General features: G+C 58.4%; 15 protein-coding genes. 8 read left to right on the top strand and 7 right to left on the bottom strand.

All coding sequences use genetic code 11. From position 1 onward, the window contains the following. Positions 1-51: 51 nt before the first annotated feature. The 4 genes from tctD to ACMWL8_RS04940 all read left to right on the top strand — a co-directional run bounded on the left by tctD (position 52) and on the right by ACMWL8_RS04940 (position 4,083). Positions 52-726 (top strand): transcriptional regulator TctD, encoded by a 675-nt coding sequence (gene tctD / locus ACMWL8_RS04955; protein WP_028013915.1) that lies wholly within the window; start codon positions 52-54, stop codon positions 724-726. Beyond that, the gene (locus ACMWL8_RS04950) at positions 713-2,122 is read left to right on the top strand and encodes a sensor histidine kinase (RefSeq protein ID WP_045259705.1); all 1,410 of its coding nucleotides are present in this window, start codon (positions 713-715) and stop codon (positions 2,120-2,122) included. Before tctD ends, ACMWL8_RS04950 begins: the two co-directional genes overlap by 14 nt. 128 nt (positions 2,123-2,250) lie before the next feature. Then, positions 2,251-2,790 (top strand): YfaZ family outer membrane protein, encoded by a 540-nt coding sequence (locus ACMWL8_RS04945; RefSeq protein ID WP_028013913.1) that lies wholly within the window; start codon positions 2,251-2,253, stop codon positions 2,788-2,790. Between the two features lie 93 nt (positions 2,791-2,883). Beyond that, entirely contained in the window at positions 2,884-4,083 is a 1,200-nt protein-coding gene (locus ACMWL8_RS04940) for a nicotinamide mononucleotide deamidase-related protein YfaY (protein ID WP_045259706.1), read from the top strand. Between the two features lie 33 nt (positions 4,084-4,116). Here ACMWL8_RS04940 and glpC read toward each other — a convergent pair whose 3' ends face one another. Genes glpC through glpA form a run of 3 tightly spaced genes read right to left on the bottom strand, consistent with a single transcriptional unit; the run spans position 4,117 to position 8,139 of the window. Then, complete coding sequence (glpC, locus tag ACMWL8_RS04935; RefSeq protein WP_045259707.1) at positions 4,117-5,307, bottom strand: anaerobic glycerol-3-phosphate dehydrogenase subunit GlpC; 1,191 nt, start codon at positions 5,305-5,307, stop codon at positions 4,117-4,119. Beyond that, complete coding sequence (glpB, locus tag ACMWL8_RS04930; RefSeq protein ID WP_045259708.1) at positions 5,304-6,521, bottom strand: glycerol-3-phosphate dehydrogenase subunit GlpB; 1,218 nt, start codon at positions 6,519-6,521, stop codon at positions 5,304-5,306. Before glpB ends, glpC begins: the two co-directional genes overlap by 4 nt. Further along, entirely contained in the window at positions 6,511-8,139 is a 1,629-nt protein-coding gene (gene glpA, locus ACMWL8_RS04925; RefSeq protein WP_028013909.1) for an anaerobic glycerol-3-phosphate dehydrogenase subunit A, read from the bottom strand. Before glpA ends, glpB begins: the two co-directional genes overlap by 11 nt. A 250-nt stretch (positions 8,140-8,389) precedes the next feature. Between glpA and glpT the strand changes: the two genes are divergently transcribed. Both glpT and glpQ read left to right on the top strand, forming a co-directional pair. Further along, positions 8,390-9,742 (top strand): glycerol-3-phosphate transporter, encoded by a 1,353-nt coding sequence (gene glpT / locus ACMWL8_RS04920; protein WP_028013908.1) that lies wholly within the window; start codon positions 8,390-8,392, stop codon positions 9,740-9,742. Between the two features lie 11 nt (positions 9,743-9,753). Then, the gene (gene glpQ, locus ACMWL8_RS04915) at positions 9,754-10,806 is read left to right on the top strand and encodes a glycerophosphodiester phosphodiesterase (RefSeq protein WP_045259709.1); all 1,053 of its coding nucleotides are present in this window, start codon (positions 9,754-9,756) and stop codon (positions 10,804-10,806) included. Between the two features lie 24 nt (positions 10,807-10,830). On the opposite strand, the gene yfaE is transcribed toward glpQ, so the two are convergent. From yfaE to ubiG, 4 genes are all read right to left on the bottom strand, one after another. Beyond that, positions 10,831-11,085 carry a class I ribonucleotide reductase maintenance protein YfaE gene (gene yfaE, locus ACMWL8_RS04910; protein WP_010433414.1) on the bottom strand — a complete coding sequence of 85 codons (255 nt, stop codon included), beginning with the start codon at positions 11,083-11,085 and terminating at the stop codon, positions 10,831-10,833. Further along, on the bottom strand, positions 11,085-12,215 hold the full coding sequence (gene nrdB, locus ACMWL8_RS04905) for a class Ia ribonucleoside-diphosphate reductase subunit beta (protein ID WP_041908962.1): 1,131 nt from the start codon (positions 12,213-12,215) through the stop codon (positions 11,085-11,087). The genes yfaE and nrdB overlap by 1 nt, the downstream gene beginning before the upstream one ends. Before the next feature lie 49 nt (positions 12,216-12,264). After that, positions 12,265-14,550: a class 1a ribonucleoside-diphosphate reductase subunit alpha gene (gene nrdA / locus ACMWL8_RS04900; RefSeq protein WP_045259710.1), complete on the bottom strand. Its 2,286-nt coding sequence runs from the start codon at positions 14,548-14,550 to the stop codon at positions 12,265-12,267. A 347-nt stretch (positions 14,551-14,897) separates the two neighbouring features. Next, positions 14,898-15,626, bottom strand: coding sequence for a bifunctional 2-polyprenyl-6-hydroxyphenol methylase/3-demethylubiquinol 3-O-methyltransferase UbiG (ubiG, locus tag ACMWL8_RS04895; protein ID WP_020690665.1), 729 nt, complete (start codon positions 15,624-15,626; stop codon positions 14,898-14,900). A gap of 146 nt (positions 15,627-15,772) precedes the next feature. Between ubiG and gyrA the strand changes: the two genes are divergently transcribed. Both gyrA and rcsC read left to right on the top strand, forming a co-directional pair. Next, positions 15,773-18,409 (top strand): DNA topoisomerase (ATP-hydrolyzing) subunit A, encoded by a 2,637-nt coding sequence (gyrA, locus tag ACMWL8_RS04890; protein ID WP_028013903.1) that lies wholly within the window; start codon positions 15,773-15,775, stop codon positions 18,407-18,409. Between the two features lie 134 nt (positions 18,410-18,543). Continuing rightward, the gene (rcsC, locus tag ACMWL8_RS04885) at positions 18,544-21,390 is read left to right on the top strand and encodes a two-component system sensor histidine kinase RcsC (protein WP_045259711.1); all 2,847 of its coding nucleotides are present in this window, start codon (positions 18,544-18,546) and stop codon (positions 21,388-21,390) included. Positions 21,391-21,501 lie beyond the last annotated feature (111 nt).

Genomic DNA, 21,501 nt, shown 5'->3' with positions numbered 1-21,501 from the left:
AACGAAGTGTTCTCAAATTGTAATCAGTTAAAACATGGAGTTACCTACAGAATGCGTCTCTTACTCGCAGAAGATAATCGTGAGCTGGCTCACTGGCTGGAGAAAGCGCTGGTGCAGGAAGGCTTTGCCGTGGACTGCGTCTCCGACGGACGTGCCGCCGACCATCTGCTGCAGGGTGAAAACTACGCGGTCGCTATTCTGGACATCGGCATGCCCGGTTTTGACGGCCTGGAAGTGGTCCACCGCCTCAGAAAACGGGGGCAGACGCTGCCGGTGCTGTTTCTTACCGCCCGCAGCAACGTGGCGGATCGGGTGAAGGGACTGAACGCCGGGGCAGATGACTATCTGCCAAAACCATTTGAGCTGGAGGAGCTTGACGCGCGTTTGCGCGCCCTGTTGCGCCGAAGCGAGGGTCGAACGCAGGAGCGTCAGCGCCTTGGGGAGCTGGAGTATGACGACGAGGGCTTTTTCCTGCTGCGCGATGAACCGCTTTCCCTGACGCCGCGGGAGCTCTCCCTGCTGAAAGTGCTGATGCACCGCCGGACCCGTCCGGTTTCACGACAGCAGCTTTTCGACCAGGTGTTCAGCCTGAACGACGACGTCAGCCCTGAAAGCATCGATCTCTATATTCACCGGTTGCGTAAGAAGCTGACCGGCAGCGGCGTGCGGATAACCACCCTTCGGGGGCTTGGGTACGTGCTGGAGTGCGGCGATGAGGTGGGTTAAGCCGCAGTCGCTCTATCTGCAGCTGCTGCTTTTCCTGGGCCTGCCGCTGCTGCTGCTGTGGGGATTGTCGGCCTTTAACAGCTACGTTAGCGCGCTGCAGGCGGCCACGCAGGCCTACGATCGCACGCTGTTATCCTCTGCCCGCACCATCTCCGAGCGGCTGGAGGTGCGCAACGGCAGGCTGGCGGTGGGCGTGCCCTGGGTGGTGCTCGACAGCTTTGAGCTCAACATGAACGACCGGCTCTACTATAAGGTGGTCGACCCCGACGGACGGGTGATCTCCGGCTATGACGATCTGCCGAAGATGCCGCCTGCGACGTCGCGCACCACGCTCTATCCGGCGCTGGCCTGGTTTTACCACACCGAATATCGCGGCCAGGCGATTCGGGTGGCGCGCCTGCTGCAGCCCGTCAATGAAGATAATGTTTTTGGCATGGCGGAGATTTACGTCGCCGAGACGCTCCAGTCCCGCCGCTATCTCGCCAGCCAGCTGCTCTTTTCATCCTGGGTTTCACAGGGGCTGCTGGTGCTGCTGACGCTGGTGCTGACCGCATGGCTGCTGCGCCGCGTGCTGCGCCCAATGCGCCAGCTTTCGTCACTGATGGTGCGGCGCGAGCCGGGCCTGCTCGCACCGCTGCCGGAGCTGCTGCCCTGGTCCGAGACCCGGCTGCTGATAGTCGCCTTTAACCGCTATATCGACCGGCTGCGCGGCGTGCTTTCGCGTCAGGAACGCTTTAACGCGGATGCGTCGCACCAGCTCAAAACGCCGCTGGCGGTGCTTAAAACCCAGGCCTCCGTCGCCCTCGCGCGTCAGGATCCCGCCCTGTGGCAGGAGAGCCTGCGGGCAATGAATGTCACGCTGGACGACACTATCGTGCTCACCGAGCGGCTGCTGCAGCTTTCAGCGGTGAAGGGAAAAGAGCAGGGGGATCGTCATTTTACGCCTGTGGATCTGGTTCAGGTGGTGCAGAACTGCTGCTTTTCCCGGCTGGCGCAGGCGCGGAGCAAGGCGATCGATTTGGGATATGACGGTGTACAGCAGCCGGTCACGATCGAAGGCGATGACGTTCTGCTGGGCGAGCTGTGCGCCAACCTGCTGGAGAACGCGATTAAATATACGCCTGCAGGCGGGACCGTGACCGTTTTCCTGCGCGTGGATGGCGGCGTCGTTGAGCTGAGCGTTGAGGACAGCGGCCCCGGCATTGAAGAGGATCAGATCTACCAGGCGATGCAGCCTTTCCACCGTCTGGACAACGTCGGGAACGCCGCCGGTTCCGGAATTGGGCTGGCGCTGGCGGCGGATATCGCCCGGCTGCATCGCAGCCATATGCAGCTGACCCGCAGCGAAACGCTGGGTGGCCTTTGCGTCAAAATGCGCTTTCTGCTGCTTACGTAAAAAAGCCGAGGGTTTCAAATCGTTACAATCTTCCTGTCCGCCGCACGCAGAGTGCTTGATCCCCCGCAGACTCAGGTTAAAATCTCGCGGTTTTGGGGACTTCTCTATAATTATGCAGGATCGCGATAATGAAAAAAGTGGCATTACTGGGCCTCGGCCTGATGGTTGTATCTGCGGCGGCTAACGCCATTAGCATTAATGGTTCGGCGGGTCAGGACTATACCCACCTCGGTTTTGGCATGGGTACTGACACCTCCGGTCTGGCAATGACCGGCGGCTGGACGCACAACGATGACGACGGCGACGCGGCAAGCCTCGGCCTCGGTCTGAATATTCCTCTTGGCCCATTCCTGGCCACCGTTGGCGGTAAAGGTATCTACACCAACCCGAACGACGGTGATGAAGGGTACGCAGCGGCAGTGGGCGGCGGCCTGCAGTGGAAAATTGGCGACAGCTTCGGCCTGTTTGGTGAGTACTACTACTCTCCGGATTCCCTCTCCAGCGGCATCGACAGCTATGAAGAAGCCAACGCCGGCGCGCGCTGGACCATCATGCGTCCGATTACCATCGAAGCGGGCTACCGTTATCTGAACCTTGCCGGTAAAGACGGCAACCGCGATAACGCGCTGGCTGACGGCCCGTACGTGGGCGTGAGCGCAGGCTTCTAATCGTTCCGGCGCGGCGTTCCGTCGCGCCAGTTTCTCTCATCTCCACCCCGCGTTTGCGCTATAGTGTTTTGACCAAATAAGCGGGAGAACACAATGATTAACGTGGAGATGTTATCCACCGGCGACGAAGTGCTGCACGGACAGATTATTGATACCAATGCTGCCTGGCTTGCCGATCTTTTCTTTGAGCAAGGATTACCGTTAACGCGCCGCAATACGGTAGGAGACAACCTTGAGTCCCTGGTCAGCATTTTGCGCGAGCGTAGCGAACAGTGCGACGTGCTGATCGTGAATGGCGGGCTCGGCCCCACCGGTGACGATCTCAGCGCGCTGGCCGCCGCGACCGCAAAAGGCGAAGGGCTGGTGCTGCACGAGGCGTGGCTTTCGCAGATGGAACGCTTCTTCTCCGAACGTGGCCGCGTCATGGCCCCCAGCAACCGCAAGCAGGCTGAAATTCCCGCCAGCGCCGAGCTGGTTGATAACCCGGTCGGTACCGCATGCGGGTTTGCCATGCAGATGAACCGCTGCCTGATGTTCTTCACGCCGGGCGTGCCCTCCGAATTTAAGGTAATGGTCGAGCAGCAGATCCTGCCGCGCCTTCGCCAGCGTTTTACTCTGCCTGAACCTCCGCTGTGCCTGCGCCTGACCACCTTTGGCCGCTCGGAAAGCGATCTGGCCCAGAGCCTTGACCACCTTCCGCTGCCGCCGGGCGTCTCCATGGGCTATCGCTCCTCTATGCCGATCATTGAACTCAAATTAACAGGACCGGCCACGCAGAAAGAGGCGATGCTGGCCCTGTGGCCTGAGGTGCAGCGCGTGGCGGGCGAAAGCCTGATTTTTGAAGGGACGGAAGGGTTGCCTGAGCAGATTGCAAAACATCTGCAGACTCGCCAGCTCAGCGTGACCTTAAGCGAGCAGTTCACCGGTGGCCTGCTGGCGCTGCAATTGTCGCGCGTCAACGCGCCGCTGCTCGCCAGCGAAGTGGTGCCGTTTCAGCAGGAGACCCTGGCGCAAACCGCCCGCTGGGCTTCCGAAAGAAGGGTGAAGCATTTTGCCGGTCTGGCGCTGTTTGTCGGCGGGCTGGATGAGGATTACCTCAACTTCGCGCTGGCGACGCCGGAAGGCACCTGGGCGCTGCGGGTAAAAATGAGCATCACCCGCCACAGCCTGGCGGTGCGTCAGGAGGTGTGCGCCATGATGGCGCTGAATATGCTGCGCCGCTGGCTCAACGGCAAAGAGGTCGCCAGCGAGCACGGCTGGATTAACGTTGTCGAGTCGCTGTTCGTTGAGTAATGCCTGTGCCGGGGCCTTTCGCCCCGGCAACGTTCAGCCCAGCGCTTTCGCCAGCAGGGTAATCGGATGTTCGCAGCGCTTGCTGGTGGACATCTCAATCTGCCATTTACAGGTTTCGCAGTCCGTCACCACGATATCCGCGCCGCTCTCTTCAATCTGGCGGAACAGCGTGGCACCAATTGCCTGCGAGGTTTCGTAGTTTTCACGCTTAAAGCCGTAGGTGCCTGCGATGCCGCAGCAGCGCGAATCCAGCACCGTCAGCTCCAGCCCCGGAATTAACCGCAGCAGCTCCAGCGTATAAAGCGACCAGCCCATTTTCTCCATATGACACGGGGTGTGATAGACCACCTTCAGCGGCAATGTTCCCAGCGGCAACGTCTGTCCGCTGTCCAGCTTGCGCCAGAGGAAGCGCGTCGCCAGCTCGATATGCTCGCGCAGTCCGGCGTTATCCACGTCCAGCAGGTGCGGATACTCATCGCGCAGGGTGAAGGTGCAGGTGGACGACGTCGCCAGCACCGGCATGCCTTTATCGACAATCGCTTCGCGCAGGGAGGTGACGTTGCTTTTGGCCTGCCTGCGCGCTTTATCGGTAAACCCGTTGGCAATCAGCGGCACGCCGCAGCACTTCTCTTTGCTAAGCAGCTGTACGCCGGTTCCCATGGCGTTCAGCACCTTCAGCAGGTCTTTTCCCAGCTGCGGGTGGTTGTAGTTCACATAGCAGCCGTGGAAAAAGGCTACCCGATCGTCGTACTGCGCCTGCTGCTCCGCGACGGTTTTATACCAGCGACGGAAGGTGCCGTGAGAATATTTTGGCAGGCTGCGGTGATGGTCTATTTTAAGCGTGGCATCCAGCAGCTGACGCACCGGCTTGAGTGAGGTTGCGGCATTTACCAGCGGGGCAAACGGCGTGGAGACGCTGCCCATCAGATCGGTATGGCTCAGGATCGCATCGCGCAGTGTCGGCTTTTGCGTGCTGTAGCGCGCCCGGGCGCGCTGGATGATGTCGCCGATTTTCACGTCCGACGGGCAGGCGACCTCGCAGCGCTTGCAGTTGATGCAGTATTTCAGCGCCTCGTCGTACAGCCTGCCGTCCTTCAGGCGCAGGCGCTCGCCGTCCGGCCCGGCCTGCTTTGGCCCAGGGTAGCGCGGGTTTACGCCGCTGACCGGGCAGACGGTGGTACAGACCGTGCATTTAATGCAGCTTTCGAAACGGGTATCGTTCATTGTTCAGCCTCCACGCGCTGGATAATCTGCTCGGCTACATACAGCGCCGTGACGGCGCAAACCCCGCCGCCGCATCCCTGGGGGATCGGATCGTATCCGCCCAGCAGCGAGCCGATGGCAAAAAGATTACCGACGGGTATACCGGAAAGCTGCGGATGTAGCCGGTTATCGACAATTACGCCAAACTGCTGCCAGGGCTGCGGCGTGAAGAAATCACACTGATACCAGTCCGCGCGGGAAGCGGTTTGCCGCACATCCAGCCCCATAATCGCTTCCCGGATGCCCTCCCGGCTGCTCAGCAGCCCGTTGCTGAAGAAGCTCCCGCTCGCCAGCACCGTATAGCGGGCGCGAAGCGGAATATCCTCGTGGTTGCGCGTCCAGATTTCGCTCACCGCGCCGTCGGTCAGGGTGATTTTTTTCACCTCGTCACCCGCCATCCACACGCCGCCCTGCGCAACAAACTGGCGCTGAAGCTGGGTGTGCAGACGAATGCCGGGTACGGAAGGGGGAAGCGTCGGCAGTAAACCGAGCGTGCAGGGCAGACGATCCGAGAGCCAGCGCCAGAGCCGGTTGTCGTTTAAACCAAAGCAGGCGGGCATTAACAGAGCATCGCAGGTTTCACCGAGCGGCCTGAGCGCGTCATACAGCAGCGGCCATTTGTCCTCGTTATCCAGAAAACGGGCGATATTCACCGCGCGAAACTCGCTCGGGTTATCGCGCAGGATATCCAGCTCGGGCAGCTCTATTTCTGCCGTGTCGGCGTTGATGCCCTGGCGACAGAGCGAGGCCGCCGCGAGATGGGGTTGAAAATCCAGAAAGCCGCTAATACCCACCACCCGCATTCGTCCCGCGCTGACGGGGGCCACGGGGACTTCCTCCGGGCTGAGCCACGCGGAGCGCAGGGTGCCGAGCGGTGTGATGCGCTGGTGATTTTGCCTGGCGCTTCCCTTCAGACGCGCGCCGCAGCCCGCCAGCAGCGCTTCGGCTTCCAGCGCAAAGCGGTCAATATGCTGCGCGCCAACCAGGTGATAGGGGTGCTCCGGCGGCAGCCTGTCGCGGTACGCTTCGTCCACCAGATCCAGCGATCCCGACGAGAAGTGCAGGGCGCTCTGGCCGCGGGTGATAATGGCGCAGCGCAGCCCCTGCTTCGTGAGTTTGATGCCGCAGAGCAAGCCTGCCAGCCCGCCGCCGACGATTACGGTATCAAATTTCATCGTGTTGCTCCTTCTCCAGGCCGCAAAGCCCCTGATAGACCCAGCGGGTAAATTCGCTTTCGCGCAGGGCATCGCCCCAGGCGACAGGCTGAATACCTTTCCAGCGCTCGTTCAAAAACGCGCTGAGCTGATCGAGCGACTGGGTGGCGGTGGTGGTATGAAAACGCTGCAGCAGCCCGGCGGCACGGCAGGCGCACAGCTCGCCCTGACAGGTCCCCATTCCGACGCGGGTGCGGCGGCGGAGATCCAACAGGCTGTTGACCGTCAGGTTCTCTACCGCGTACTGCACTTCGCCTGCGGTAACGGCTTCGCACTCGCACACCAGGCTGCGGCTCAGTCGTCCTTCACCGAGCCACTGCGGCGTTCTGTCGCCGTGGCGGTAGATGGCCGAACCGCGCAGCGGCGCGGGCAGGGAGATGATTTTTTGCAGCGTTTTTTCGGTAGACTGGCGCGATCCCGGCAACGGCTGTTCTGCGGTAACGCACGGTTCGGTATTTCCGAGCTTGCGGCAGACGGCATCGGTCGCCCACTCGGCCATCAGCCGGTAGGTCATCAGCTTGCCGCCGGTAATGGTGATAAACCCGTCCATGCCGTCGCGCTCGGCGTGATCGAGCAGCACGATGCCCCGGCTGACGTTACGTCCGCTCGGATCGTTATCGCTGGCGACAAGGGGACGCACGCCCGCGTAGGCGCGCAGGATACGCGTCTGCGCCATCACCGGCGCCAGCTTTTCCCCTTCGCGCAGCAGAATATCCACTTCTTCGGCGGTGACCCGGTTGACGTCAATGTCGCTGTAGTCAACGTGCGTTGACGTCGTACCGATGAGCGAAATGGTGTCGCCCGGCACCAGAATGTCGGCGTCAGACGGTTTGCGGCAGCGGTTGATGACGTGGTTATTGATGCGGTGGTCAAGGATCAGCAGCGAACCTTTGGCCGGGAACATGCGGATGGATAAGTCGGCGTATTCCGCGATGCGCTGGCCCCAGATCCCCGCCGCGTTGACCACCACGGCGGCGTGCAGCTCGCTGTGCTCGTTATACTGCGTATCAAACACCCGCACGCCGCAGATGCGATGACCCTCGCGGATAAGCCCGGTCACTTCATGTCCGGTCAGAATGCGCGCGCCATGCTCGCGTGCGTCCAGCATGTTGGCGGCGGTCAGGCGGAACGGATCGACGGTGCCGTCAGGCACCTTCACCGCGCCGATCAGCGTCGGGTTCACCGACGGCTCCAGCCGCCGGGCCAGCGCCGGATCCATGGCCTCCGCCTGAATGCCCGCTGCAGTACAGGCGGTTATAAAGGTTGACTGAAAGGCGAGGTCATCTTCGGGAAGGGTAATAAAGAGGCCGTCGGTCGGCTCTATGCAGTGTCGGGCGATACGCTTGAGGATCTGGTTTTCAGCGATACATTCGCGCGCGGATTCACCGTCGGTGACCGCATACCGCGCGCCGCTGTGCAGCAGGCCGTGGTTACGCCCCGTCGCGCCGGTGGCAATATCGTGGCGCTCCAGAAGCGTGACGCTTAAGCCGCGAAGGGCGCAGTCGCGTGCGATGCCGGCGCCGGTTGCGCCACCGCCAATGATAATCACATCGCTGTAGCGTGGATCGTGAATTGTCATTGCCTTTCCTCTATGTTCGTTTTTTAGCATTTAGCCACATAAAACGTGTGGTTTGTTTGATTTCGAACATAAACGCGCGAAATTCGAAACTGAAACGTGATTTCATGCGCTTTTTTGCGCATTCTGTCATATTTCTGTAACAATCTGTGCGTTGATTCACAGTAACAAACCGCATGTTTTTTTAACATCCCCGCCTCTGTAACCGGGCGCGAGATGCCTGGTCATTTTTTGAAAGGCCACGGAGGCTGTTATGCTCAGTATCTTCAAACCTGCGCCGCATCGGGCGCGACTGCCAGAGGCAGAGATCGATCCTCTCTACCGCCGTCTGCGTTGGCAAATCTTCCTCGGGATCTTCTTCGGGTATGCGGCGTACTATCTTGTACGTAAAAACTTTGCGCTCGCCATGCCGTATCTGGTGGAGCAGGGCTTCTCTCGCGGCGACCTGGGCTTCGCGCTGTCGGGGATCTCCATCGCCTACGGTTTTTCCAAATTCATCATGGGTTCCGTGTCGGACCGCTCGAATCCGCGCGTGTTCCTGCCCGCCGGTCTGATCCTCGCGGCAGCGGTCATGCTGTTCATGGGCTTTGTGCCGTGGGCGACGTCCAGCATTGCCATCATGTTCGTGCTGCTGTTCCTCTGCGGCTGGTTCCAGGGGATGGGGTGGCCGCCGTGCGGACGTACCATGGTGCACTGGTGGTCGCAGAAGGAGCGTGGCGGCATTGTGTCGGTGTGGAACTGCGCGCATAACGTCGGGGGTGGGCTTCCACCTCTGCTGTTCCTGCTGGGGATGGCCTGGTTCAACGACTGGCACGCGGCGCTCTACATGCCTGCCTTTGGTGCTATTCTGGTGGCGATTATTGCCTTCGCACTGATGCGCGACACGCCGCAGTCCTGCGGGCTGCCGCCAATCGAAGAGTACAAAAACGACTATCCGGATGACTACAGCGAGAAGCACGAAGAAGAGCTGACCGCGAAACAGATCTTCATGAAGTACGTACTGCCGAACAAGCTGCTGTGGTACATCGCGGTGGCGAACGTGTTCGTATACCTGCTGCGCTACGGCATCCTCGACTGGTCCCCGACCTACCTGAAAGAGGTGAAGCATTTCGCGCTGGATAAATCCTCCTGGGCGTACTTCCTGTATGAATACGCCGGGATCCCGGGCACGCTGATTTGCGGCTGGATGTCGGACAAAGTGTTTAAAGGCAACCGCGGCGCAACGGGCGTGTTCTTTATGACCCTGGTGACCATCGCGACTGTCGTTTACTGGCTTAACCCGCCGGGTAACCCATCAGTAGACATGGCCTGTATGATCGTTATCGGCTTCCTGATCTACGGCCCGGTGATGCTGATCGGTCTGCACGCGCTGGAGCTGGCGCCGAAAAAAGCGGCGGGCACTGCGGCAGGCTTTACCGGTCTGTTTGGCTACCTCGGCGGTTCCGTCGCGGCGAGCGCTATCGTGGGCTACACCGTTGACTTCTTCGGCTGGGACGGCGGCTTTATGGTGATGATCGGCGGCAGCGTGCTGGCGGTTCTGCTGCTGGTTGTTGTGATGATCGGCGAGAAACGTCACCACGCGGAAGTGCTGGCGCGTCGTCAATAAGGAGCATTGCGATGAAATTAACTCCATTAACCACCGGCCTGCTGCTGGCAGGCCTGATGACAGGCTCTGCCCTGGCGGCGGATAAAATCGTTATCGCCCACCGCGGTGCCAGCGGCTATCTGCCGGAGCATACGCTGCCGGCGAAAGCGATGGCCTATGCCCAGGGCGCGGATTACCTGGAGCAGGATCTGGTGATGACGAAGGACGACCAGCTGGTCGTCCTGCATGACCACTATCTTGACCGCGTCACGGACGTGGCGGAGCGTTTCCCGGACCGCGCGCGCAAAGACGGTCGTTACTACGCCATCGACTTTACCCTGGATGAAATTCGCTCTCTGAAGTTTACCGAAGGCTTTGAGATTGAAAACGGCAAGAAGGTGCAGGTCTACCCGGGACGTTTCCCGATGGGCAAATCTGACTTCCGGATCCATACCTTCCAGGAAGAGATTGAGTTTGTTCAGGGGCTGAACCACTCGACCGGTAAAAATATCGGTATCTACCCGGAAATCAAAGCGCCGTGGTTCCACCATCAGGAAGGGAAGGACATTGCCGCGAAGACGCTGGAGGTGCTGAAACTGTACGGCTACACCAGCAAGAAGGACAAAGTTTACCTGCAGTGTTTTGACGCCGCCGAGCTGAAGCGCATCAAAACCGAGCTGGAGCCGAAGATGGGGATGGATCTCAATCTGGTGCAGCTGATTGCCTACACCGACTGGAACGAAACCCAGGAGAAACAGCCGGACGGGAAGTGGGTGAACTACAGCTACGACTGGATGTTCAAGCCGGGCGCGATGAAGCAGATTGCGCAGTACGCTGACGGCATCGGGCCGGATTATCACATGCTGGTGGCGGAAGGCTCAACGCCTGGCCACGTGAAGCTGACGGCGATGGTGAAAGAGGCGCACGCCAGCAAGATGCAGGTGCATCCGTACACGGTGCGTGCCGACCAGCTGCCGCCATATGCCACCGATGTGAATCAGCTTTACGAGGTGTTGTATAAGCAGGCGGACGTGGACGGGCTGTTTACGGATTTCCCGGATAAAGCGGTGACGTTCTTAAAATAGAAAAAAGGGCCGTAAGGCCCTTTTTTACATCTCGATCTCAATATCGCCTTTTGCCCGACAGCAGCAGGGCAAAATTTCCCCTTCACTGATAAAGGCCAGCGGTTCGGTCAGCCAGTCCACCTGGCCTGCGACCAGACGGCAGCGGCAGGAGCCGCAATAGCCTTCACGACACTGGTACTCTACCTCCACCTGATGCGCTTCAAGCGCCACCAGCAGGGAAGGGTGCTCTTCCTGGCACAGCACTTCGGTGCCAGAAAGGCTCAGCGTTACGCGCGTCATCAGAGCTGGAAGTCGCTCAGGTCGTCGGTGTTGACTTCAGAATCAATCTGACCGACCAGATAAGAGCTCACTTCCACTTCCTGCGGCGCAACCTGCACGTTATCGGATACCAGCCAGGTGTTGATCCACGGAATCGGGTTAGAGCGCGTCTGGAACGGCAGGTCCAGACCAACCGCCTGCATGCGGATGTTGGTGATGTACTCCACGTACTGGCACAGAATATCTTTGTTCAGGCCAATCATGGAGCCGTCGCGGAACAGGTAGTCTGCCCACTCTTTCTCCTGCTGCGCCGCCAGCACGAACAGGTCGTAGCACTCCTGCTTGCACTCTTCAGCGATTTCCGCCATCTCCGGGTCGTCCGTACCGCTGCGCAGCAGGTTCAGCATGTGCTGGGTGCCGGTCAGGTGCAGGGCTTCGTCACGAGCGATCAGACGGATGATTTTGGCGTTGCCTTCCATCAGCTTGCGCTCGGCAAAGGCGAAGGAGCAGGCGAAGCTCACGTAGAAGCGGATCGCTTCCAGGGCGTTAACGCTCATCAGGCAGAGGTACAGCTGCTTTTTCAGCGCGCGCAGGTTCACGGTAACGGTTTTGCCGTTCACGCTGTGGGTGCCTTCGCCCAGCAGATGCCAGTAGCTGGTCATCTCGATCAGCTCGTCGTAGTAGTGCGCAATGCCTTCCGCGCGCTTCTGGATCTGCTCGTTAGTGACGATATCGTCAAACACCACCGCCGGATCGTTCACGATGTTGCGGATGATGTGGGTGTAAGAGCGGGAGTGGATCGTCTCAGAGAACGCCCAGGTTTCCACCCAGGTTTCCAGCTCAGGAATCGAGATCAGCGGCAACAGCGCCACGTTCGGGCTACGGCCCTGAATGGAGTCCAGCAGCGTCTGGTACTTCAGATTGCTGATGAAAATATGCTTTTCGTGATCCGGCAGCGACTGGTAATCAATACGGTCGCGGGAAACGTCAACTTCTTCCGGACGCCAGAAGAAGGAGAGTTGCTTTTCAATCAGCTTTTCGAAGATGTCATATTTTTGCTGATCGTAGCGTGCCACGTTGACCGGCTGGCCGAAGAACATTGGCTCTTTGAGCTGGTCGTTTTTCGTCTGTGAAAAGGTGGTATATGCCATGAGTGTGTCCTGTCTTACGAAATAAAGGCGGGGATATCCCCGCCCTTCATTAGATCTTACATGCGCCGCTTTCGCAGCCATCGTCCTGAATTGACGGTACCAGGTCGTCCTGCGCGTCTTCTGCACCGTCACGGGTGTTGTGATAGTACAGCGTTTTCACGCCAAATTTGTAGGCGGTCAGCAGGTCTTTCAACAGCTGCTGCATTGGTACCTTGCCGGACGGGAAGCGCGTCGGGTCGTAGTTAGTATTGGCAGAGATCGACTGGTCGATAAACTTCTGCATGATACCCACCAGCTGCAGGTAGCCGTCGTTGTTTGGCATCTCCCACAGCAGTTCGTAGTTGTTGCCCAGCGTTTCGTAATCCGGCACCACCTGACGCAGCACGCCGTCTTTCGACGCTTTAATGCTGACGTGGCCGCGCGGTGGCTCGATGCCGTTGGTGGCGTTGGAGATCTGCGAAGAGGTCTCGGACGGCATCAGGGCAGAGAGCGTGGAGTTACGCAGGCCGTGCGTTTTGATGGACTCGCGCAGGCCTTCCCAGTCCAGGTGCAGCGGCTCGCTGACGATCGCATCCAGGTCTTTCTTATAGGTGTCGATCGGCAGAATGCCTTTTGCATAGGTGGTTTCGTTGAACCACGGGCACGCGCCTTGCTCTTTCGCCAGCTCGTTAGAGGCTTTCATCAGGTAGAACTGAATCGCTTCGAACGTCTGGTGCGTCAGGTTGTTAGCGCTGCCGTCGGAGTAACGCTTGCCGTTTTTCGCCAGCCAGTAGGCGAAGTTGATCACGCCGATACCCAGGGTACGACGGCCCATTGCGCCGCGTTTAGCGGCCGGGATTGGGTAATCCTGGTAGTCCAGCAGGGCATCCAGCGCACGTACCGCCAGCACGGCCAGCTCTTCCAGCTCGTCCAGGCTCTTAATCGCACCCAGGTTGAATGCGGAGAGCGTACACAGGGCGATTTCGCCGTTTTCGTCGTTCACGTCTTCCAGCGGTTTGGTCGGCAGGGCGATCTCCAGGCACAGGTTAGACTGGCGCACTGGCGCAACCGCCGGATCAAACGGGCTGTGGGTGTTGCAGTGGTCAACGTTCTGGATGTAGATACGGCCGGTAGAGGCGCGCTCCTGCATCATCAGGGAGAACAGGTCTACCGCCTTCAGGCGCTGTTTACGGATGCTGTCGTCTTTTTCATATTTGGTGTACAGACGCTCGAACTCGTCCTGATCGGCGAAGAACGCGTCGTACAGGCCCGGGACGTCGGACGGGCTGAACAGGGTGATATCTTCCCCTTTCAGCAGACGGGTGTACATCAGCTTGTTGATCTGCACGCCGTAGTCCATGTGACGCACGCGGTTGCCTTCCACGCCGCGGTTGTTTTTCAGTACCAGCAGGCTTTCCACTTCCAGGTGCCACATTGGGTAGAACAGGGTCGCTGCGCCGCCGCGCACGCCGCCCTGAGAGCAGGATTTTACCGCCGTCTGGAAGTGCTTGTAGAACGGGATACAGCCGGTGTGGAACGCTTCACCGCCGCGAATCGGGCTGCCCAGCGCGCGGATGCGACCGGCGTTGATGCCGATACCGGCACGCTGGGAGACGTATTTCACGATGGCGCTGGAGGTGGCGTTGATGGAATCCAGGCTGTCACCACACTCGATCAGTACGCAAGAGCTGAACTGACGGGTAGGGGTGCGCACGCCAGACATGATCGGCGTTGGCAGAGAAATTTTGAACGTCGATACCGCATCGTAGAAACGCTTCACGTAGTCCAGACGGGTGTCGCGCGGGTAGTTTGAGAACAGGCAGGCAGCCACCAGAATATAGAGGAACTGGGCGCTTTCGTAGATCTCACCGGTCACACGGTTCTGAACCAGGTATTTGCCTTCGAGCTGCTTCACCGCCGCGTAGGAGAAGTTCATGTCGCGCCAGTGATCGATAAACCCGTTCATCTGCTCGAACTCTTCTTCCGTATAGTCTTCCAGCAGATGCGTGTCGTATTTGCCCAGCTCAACCATTTTCACCACGTGATCGTAAAGCTTTGGCGGCTCGAACTGGCCGTAGGCTTTCTTACGCAGGTGGAAAATCGCCAGACGCGCAGCGAGGTACTGATAATCCGGTGCGTCGCGGGAGATCAGATCCGCCGCTGCTTTGATAATGGTTTCGTGGATATCAGACGTTTTGATGCCGTCGTAGAACTGAATGTGGGAACGCAGTTCAACCTGGGAGATAGATACGTTGTTCAGCCCTTCTGCTGCCCAGTCGAGAACTCGATGGATTTTGTCCAGATTGATACGCTCGGTAGTACCGTCGCGCTTTGTCACCAGCAGACTCTGATTCATGTGGGTTTTACCTGTCCGTGAAATAAAAAATATCCCCCGCTTATCCACAGATCCGTCTTGTGACTAACTCTGTGGATAAATACTACATATAGGGGGTTTGCGATAAGAAAAACGCTATATGGTGAGTATTCTAGTATCGAATCTTTTCAGCACAAGGGTTGATTTTGAGGTTAAATTGAGGTTGTGAAAGGGTAAAAAAGCGTAAGTCCTCGTACCGTAAGGCCTGGAAGAGATGTCAATAATTTAGAAAAAAAATTCAAAATTTGATCGAGTGCTGATTTCTTCAACGGGAGGTCAGAATTGCGCAACATGATGTCGCGCAATCATTATAAGAATAACGGATGACGTTAGTCGTTTTTGGCGGTTGTATGCAACATATAGTTAACATCCACGCCCGGGGCAAGTTTGAATTTATCCGTTAGCGGGTTGTAGTGCAGGCCCGTGATGTGCTGCTCCTTAAGCCACGTCTGGTCAACCCAGCCCAGCAATTCGGCAGGCTTGATAAACTTCTTCACGTCGTGCGTCCCTTTCGGCACCATGCGCAGCACATATTCTGCGCCGACCACGGCCATCAGCCAGGCTTTACCGTTGCGGTTAATTGTCGAGAAGAAGACCTGGCCGCCCGGCTTCACCAGTTTTGCACAGGCGTTTACCACGGACTGCGGATCCGGAACGTGCTCCAGCATCTCCATGCAGGTCACCACATCGTACTGGTGGGCATGTTTTGCCGCGTGCTCTTCTACGGTTTCCTGCACATATTCCACCTGTATACCGGACTCCAGCGCATGAAGACGGGCAACCTGTAGAGGCTCGAAGCCCATGTCCAGGCCGGTGACGGTGGCCCCTTCGCGCGCCATGCTCTCCGCCAGGATGCCGCCGCCGCAGCCGACGTCGAGCACTTTCTTACCGAACAGACCGCCGGAACGCTCCGCGATATAGCCCAGACGCAGCGGGTTAATGCGATGCAGCGGTTTGAACTCACCTTCGAGATCCCACCAGCGGGACGCCACCGCTTCAAATTTGGCAATCTCTTCGTGGTCAACGTTGTGTGCCACCGGGGATTTTTCGGCATTCATGGGCGCTTTTACTCCTTATTTAGCAAGACAAATGAGTATATCAGGCAATCCCTGTGAATAAAGCGTATAGGTTTACCTGTATCACCGCGGCTGTGTTATAATTTGCGACCTTTGAATCCGGGATACAGTAGAGGGATAGCGGTTAGATGAGCGACCTTGCGAGAGAAATTACACCGGTTAACATCGAGGAAGAGCTGAAAAGCTCCTATCTGGACTATGCGATGTCGGTCATTGTTGGCCGTGCGCTGCCGGACGTCCGCGATGGCCTGAAGCCGGTACACCGTCGCGTACTATACGCCATGAACGTATTGGGCAATGACTGGAATAAAGCCTACAAAAAATCTGCCCGTGTCGTTGGTGACGTAATCGGTAAATACCATCCCCATGGTGATTCCGCGGTGTACGACACCATTGTCCGTATGGCGCAGCCGTTCTCGCTGCGTTACATGCTGGTAGATGGTCAGGGTAACTTTGGTTCTATCGACGGCGACTCCGCCGCGGCAATGCGTTATACGGAAATCCGTCTGGCGAAGATTGCCCATGAGCTGATGGCCGACCTGGAAAAAGAGACGGTTGATTTCGTTGATAACTACGACGGCACGGAAAAAATTCCTGACGTTATGCCAACGAAGATCCCTAACCTGCTGGTGAACGGCTCGTCCGGTATCGCCGTGGGTATGGCGACCAACATTCCGCCGCACAACATCACAGAAGTGATCAACGGCTGCCTGGCCTATATCGACGATGAAGACATCAGCATTGAAGGGCTGATGGAACACATCCCGGGCCCGGACTTCCCGACGGCGGCGATCATCAACGGTCGTCGCGGCATTGAAGAAGCGTACCGCACCGGTCGTGGCAAGATTTACATCCGTGCTCGCGCCGAAGTGGAAGCGGACGCCAAAACCGGCCGTGAAACTATCATTGTTCACGAGATCCCGTATCAGGTGAACAAAGCGCGTCTGATTGAAAAAATCGCTGAGCTGGTAAAAGAGAAACGCGTTGAAGGCATCAGCGCGCTGCGTGACGAGTCTGACAAAGACGGTATGCGCATCGTGATTGAAATCAAGCGCGACGCGGTGGGTGAGGTTGTGCTGAACAACCTGTACTCCCAGACTCAGCTTCAGGTCTCCTTCGGTATCAACATGGTTGCGCTGCACCATGGTCAGCCGAAGATCATGAACCTGAAAGAGATCCTGAGCGCGTTTGTGCGTCACCGCCGCGAAGTGGTGACCCGTCGTACCATCTTCGAACTGCGCAAAGCGCGCGATCGCGCTCATATCCTTGAAGCACTGGCCGTTGCGCTGGCGAACATCGATCCGATCATCGAGCTGATCCGTCGTGCGCCGACGCCGGCAGAAGCGAAAGCGTCGCTGGTTGCGCGTCCGTGGGATCTGGGCAACGTGGCGGCGATGCTGGAACGTGCGGGCGACGACGCCGCGCGTCCTGAGTGGCTCGAGCCTGAATTCGGCGTGCGTGACGGTCAGTACTACCTGACTGAACAGCAGGCCCAGGCGATTCTGGATCTGCGCCTGCAGAAGCTGACCGGCCTTGAGCATGAAAAACTGCTCGACGAGTACAAAGAGCTGCTGGAGCAAATTGCCGAGCTGCTGCACATCCTGGGTAGCGCCGAGCGCCTGATGGAAGTGATCCGCGAAGAGCTGGAACTGGTCCGCGATCAGTTCGGCGACGAGCGCCGCACCGAAATCACCGCGAACAGCTCTGATATCAACATTGAAGATCTGATCAACCGCGAAGACGTGGTAGTGACCCTGTCTCACCAGGGTTACGTGAAGTATCAGCCTCTGACCGACTACGAAGCACAGCGTCGTGGCGGCAAAGGTAAATCTGCGGCACGTATTAAAGAAGAAGACTTCATTGACCGTCTGCTGGTGGCCAACACCCACGACACGATCCTCTGCTTCTCCAGCCGTGGCCGTCTGTACTGGATGAAGGTCTATCAGCTGCCGGAAGCGAGCCGCGGTGCGCGCGGTCGTCCAATCGTCAACCTGCTGCCGCTGGAAGCGAACGAACGTATCACCGCCATCCTGCCGGTACGCGAGTACGAAGAGGGCGTGAACGTCTTTATGGCGACCGCCAGCGGTACCGTGAAGAAAACCGCGCTGACCGAGTTCAGCCGTCCGCGTTCTGCCGGTATTATTGCGGTAAACCTGAACGAAGGCGACGAGCTGATCGGTGTGGATCTGACCTCCGGTTCTGATGAAGTGATGCTGTTCTCTGCGGCCGGTAAAGTGGTGCGCTTCAAAGAGAACGCCGTGCGCGCAATGGGTCGTACGGCGACCGGCGTGCGCGGTATTAAGCTGGCGGGTGAAGACTCCGTTGTTTCCCTGATCGTACCACGTGGCGAAGGCGCAATCCTGACCGTCACCCAGAACGGCTACGGTAAACGTACGGCGGAAAGCGAATACCCGACCAAGTCACGCGGCACGCAGGGCGTTATCTCCATTAAGGTCACCGAGCGCAACGGGTCCGTTGTGGGCGCGGTGCAGGTGGACGATGCCGACCAGATTATGATGATCACCGATGCCGGTACGCTGGTGCGTACGCGCGTATCCGAGATCAGCGTGGTGGGCCGTAACACCCAGGGCGTTATCCTCATCCGTACGGCGGAAGATGAAAACGTGGTCGGTCTGCAGCGCGTTGCTGAGCCGGTGGACGACGAAGAGCTCGATTCCATCGACGGCAGCGTCGCGGAAGGTGATGATGAAATCGCACCGGAAGCAGAGAGCGACGACGACGCAGCGGATGACGCTGACGAGTAATCTCTTCTGACGCATAAAGGGCCGGATTCCGGCCCTTTTCTTTTGCAGATGCAGATACGTGAACGTTGCGACAAGCCGCGTTTACCGCTACCTTAACCACATTCTTTTGACCCCGACGGCGGAGCCTCGCCCCTTTGAAATACCTCGTCTCCTTTCGTACCACGCTGAAAGTTTCTCGCTATCTGTTCCGGGCGCTGGCGCTCCTGCTTTGGCTACTGGTGGCCTTGCTGTCGGTGTTTTACATCGTCAATGCGCTGAACCAGAAAGAAGCGGAGATCCGCCAAGAGTTTAATTTAAGCTCCGATCAGGCCCAGCGCTACATTCAGCGAACGTCTGACGTGATGAAGGAGCTGAAGTATATTGCCGAAAATCGGCTGACGGCAGAAAACGGTATTCTTGCCCTGCGCGGGCGCAATGACAAAACCGAAGTGCCGGACTTCCAGCCGCTGTTCCCGGACTCTGATTGCTCCACCATGAGCAGCACCTGGCGCGGGTCGCTGGAATCTCTCGCCTGGTTTATGCGCTACTGGCGCGACAACTTCTCCGCCGCCTACGACCTTAACCGCGTATTCCTGATTGGCAGTGAAAACCTCTGCATGGCTGACTTTGGCCTGCGCGATGTGCCCGTCGAGCGCGATGATGCGCTGAAAAGCCTGCACGAGCGTATTGTGAAATATCGCAATGCGCCGCAGGACGAGCGCGGGAACAACATTTTCTGGATTAGCCAGGGGCCGCGCATGGGCGTGGGCTATTTCTACGCGCTGACGCCGGTCTACCTGGGTAATCGTCTGCAGGCGCTGCTGGGGATTGAACAGACCATCCGCATGGAAAACTTCTTCACGCCGGGCAGCCTGCCGATGGGCGTGACCATTCTGGATGAAAACGGGCATCAGCTGATCTCACTCGCCGGGCCGGATAAAAGTTTGAACGTCGATCCGCACTGGATGCAGGAACGCTCATGGTTTGGCTACACCTCCGGCTTCCGCGAGCTGGTGCTGAAAAAAAGCCTGCCGCCATCGTCGCTGAGCATTGTTTACTCGCTGCCGGTGGATATGGTCCTTGAGCGGATACGCATTCTTATTATGAATGCGATCCTGCTGAACCTGCTGGTGGGCGGGGCGCTATTTACGCTGGCGCGTATGTATGAGCGGAGAATCTTTATTCCCGCCGAAAGTGACGCCCAGCGTCTGGAGGAGCACGAGCAGTTCAACCGCAAGATTGTCGCTTCGGCTCCGGTGGGGATCTGCATTCTTCGTACCCAGGACGGGACCAACATCCTGAGTAACGAGCTGGCGCACAACTACCTGAACATGCTGACGCACGAGGACCGGCAAAGGCTGACGCAAATCATCTGCGGCCAGCAGGTGAACTTTGTCGACGTGCTCACCAGCACCCACACTAACCTGCAGATCAGCTTTGTTCATTCCCGCTATCGCAATGAAAACGTAGCGATTTGCGTGCTGGTGGATGTCTCCGCGCGCGTGAAGATGGAAGAGTCGCTGCAGGAGATGGCGCAGGCCGCGGAGCAGGCCAGCCAGTCGAAATCCATGTTCCTGGCTACCGTCAGTCACGAGCTACGTACGCCGCTGTACGGGATTATCGGTAACCTCGATCTGCTGCAGACGAAGGAATTGCCGAAAGGCGTCGACCGGCTGGTAACGGCGATGAACAACTCCTCCAGCCTGCTGCTGAAGATCATCAGCGATATTCTCGACTTCTCTAAAATTGAGTCTGAGCAGCTGAAAATTGAGCCGCGCGAGTTTTCGCCGCGTGAGGTCATGAACCACATCAGCGCCAACTATCTGCCGCTGGTGGTGCGTAAACAGCTGGGGCTCTACTGCTTCATTGAACCGGACGTGCCGCTGACGCTGCACGGCGACCCGATGCGCCTGCAGCAGGTCATCTCTAACCTGCTCAGCAATGCCATCAAATTCACCGATATCGGCTGCATTGTGCTACACGTCTGCCGGGCGGGAGATTACCTCAGCATCCGCGTGCGCGACACGGGGGTGGGCATACCGGCCAAGGAGGTGGTACGTCTGTTCGATCCGTTCTTCCAGGTCGGCACCGGCGTGCAGCGTAACTTCCAGGGCACCGGTCTGGGGCTGGCGATTTGCGAGAAGCTCGTCAGCATGATGGACGGTGACATTTCCGTGGATACCGAGCCCGGCATGGGCAGCCAGTTCACCATCCGCATTCCGCTCTATTCCGCGCAGTATCCGGCAAAAGCCACGGTTGACGGGCTGAACGATAAGCGCTGCTGGCTGGCGGTCAATAATGCCTCGCTGAATGACTATCTGACGGCGCTGCTCGCCCATAGCGGCGTGAGGGTCTGCCGCTATGAAGGCCAGACGCCGGACGTGGACGATGTGCTCATCGCCGACGAGATGCCGGAACAGCCGTGGCAGGGGAGAGGAACGGTGCTCTTCTGCCGTCGCCACATTGGCATACCGGTTGAACGTGCGCCGGGGGAATGGGTGCACAGCGTCGCAACGCCGCATGAGCTGTTGAGCCTGCTGGCCCGTATCTATAAAGTCGAGCTGGAAGAGAACGACGGTGCAGTCGCGCTGCCGTCACCGGAAGGTCTGGCGTCATTGAATGACGATATGATGATTCTGGTGGTGGATGACCATCCGATTAACCGCCGCCTGCTGGCTGACCAGCTCGGATCGCTGGGCTACCAGTGCAAAACCGCCAATGACGGCGTGGATGCGCTGAATGTGCTGAGTAAAAATCATATTGATATCGTGCTGAGCGACGTCAACATGCCTAACATGGACGGCTACCGGCTGACGCAGCGCATCCGACAGCTTGGCCTGACGCTGCCTGTCGTGGGCGTAACGGCGAACGCGCTGGCGGAAGAGAAACAGCGCTGTCTGGAGTCGGGCATGGACAGCTGCCTGTCGAAACCGGTGACGCTGGACGTGCTCAAACAAACGCTGTCTGTTTATGCGGATCGCGTGAGAAAAACCAGAATATAAAAAAGGCCCGTAAGGGCCTTTTTTATTTGCCCGGCGGCGCTGCGCTTGCGAGTGCCTACGGGTTCTGTAGGCCGGGTAAGCGTGAGCGCCATCCGGCATTTACAGTGGGGG

It is taken from the genome of Enterobacter sp. 04-C-12-SI-ECC, from assembly GCF_047530715.1.
GTDB lineage: Bacteria > Pseudomonadota > Gammaproteobacteria > Enterobacterales > Enterobacteriaceae > Enterobacter > Enterobacter bugandensis.
The sequence above is the reverse complement of the archived record's forward strand: the minus strand, read 5'-3'. Positions and strand labels throughout refer to the sequence as shown.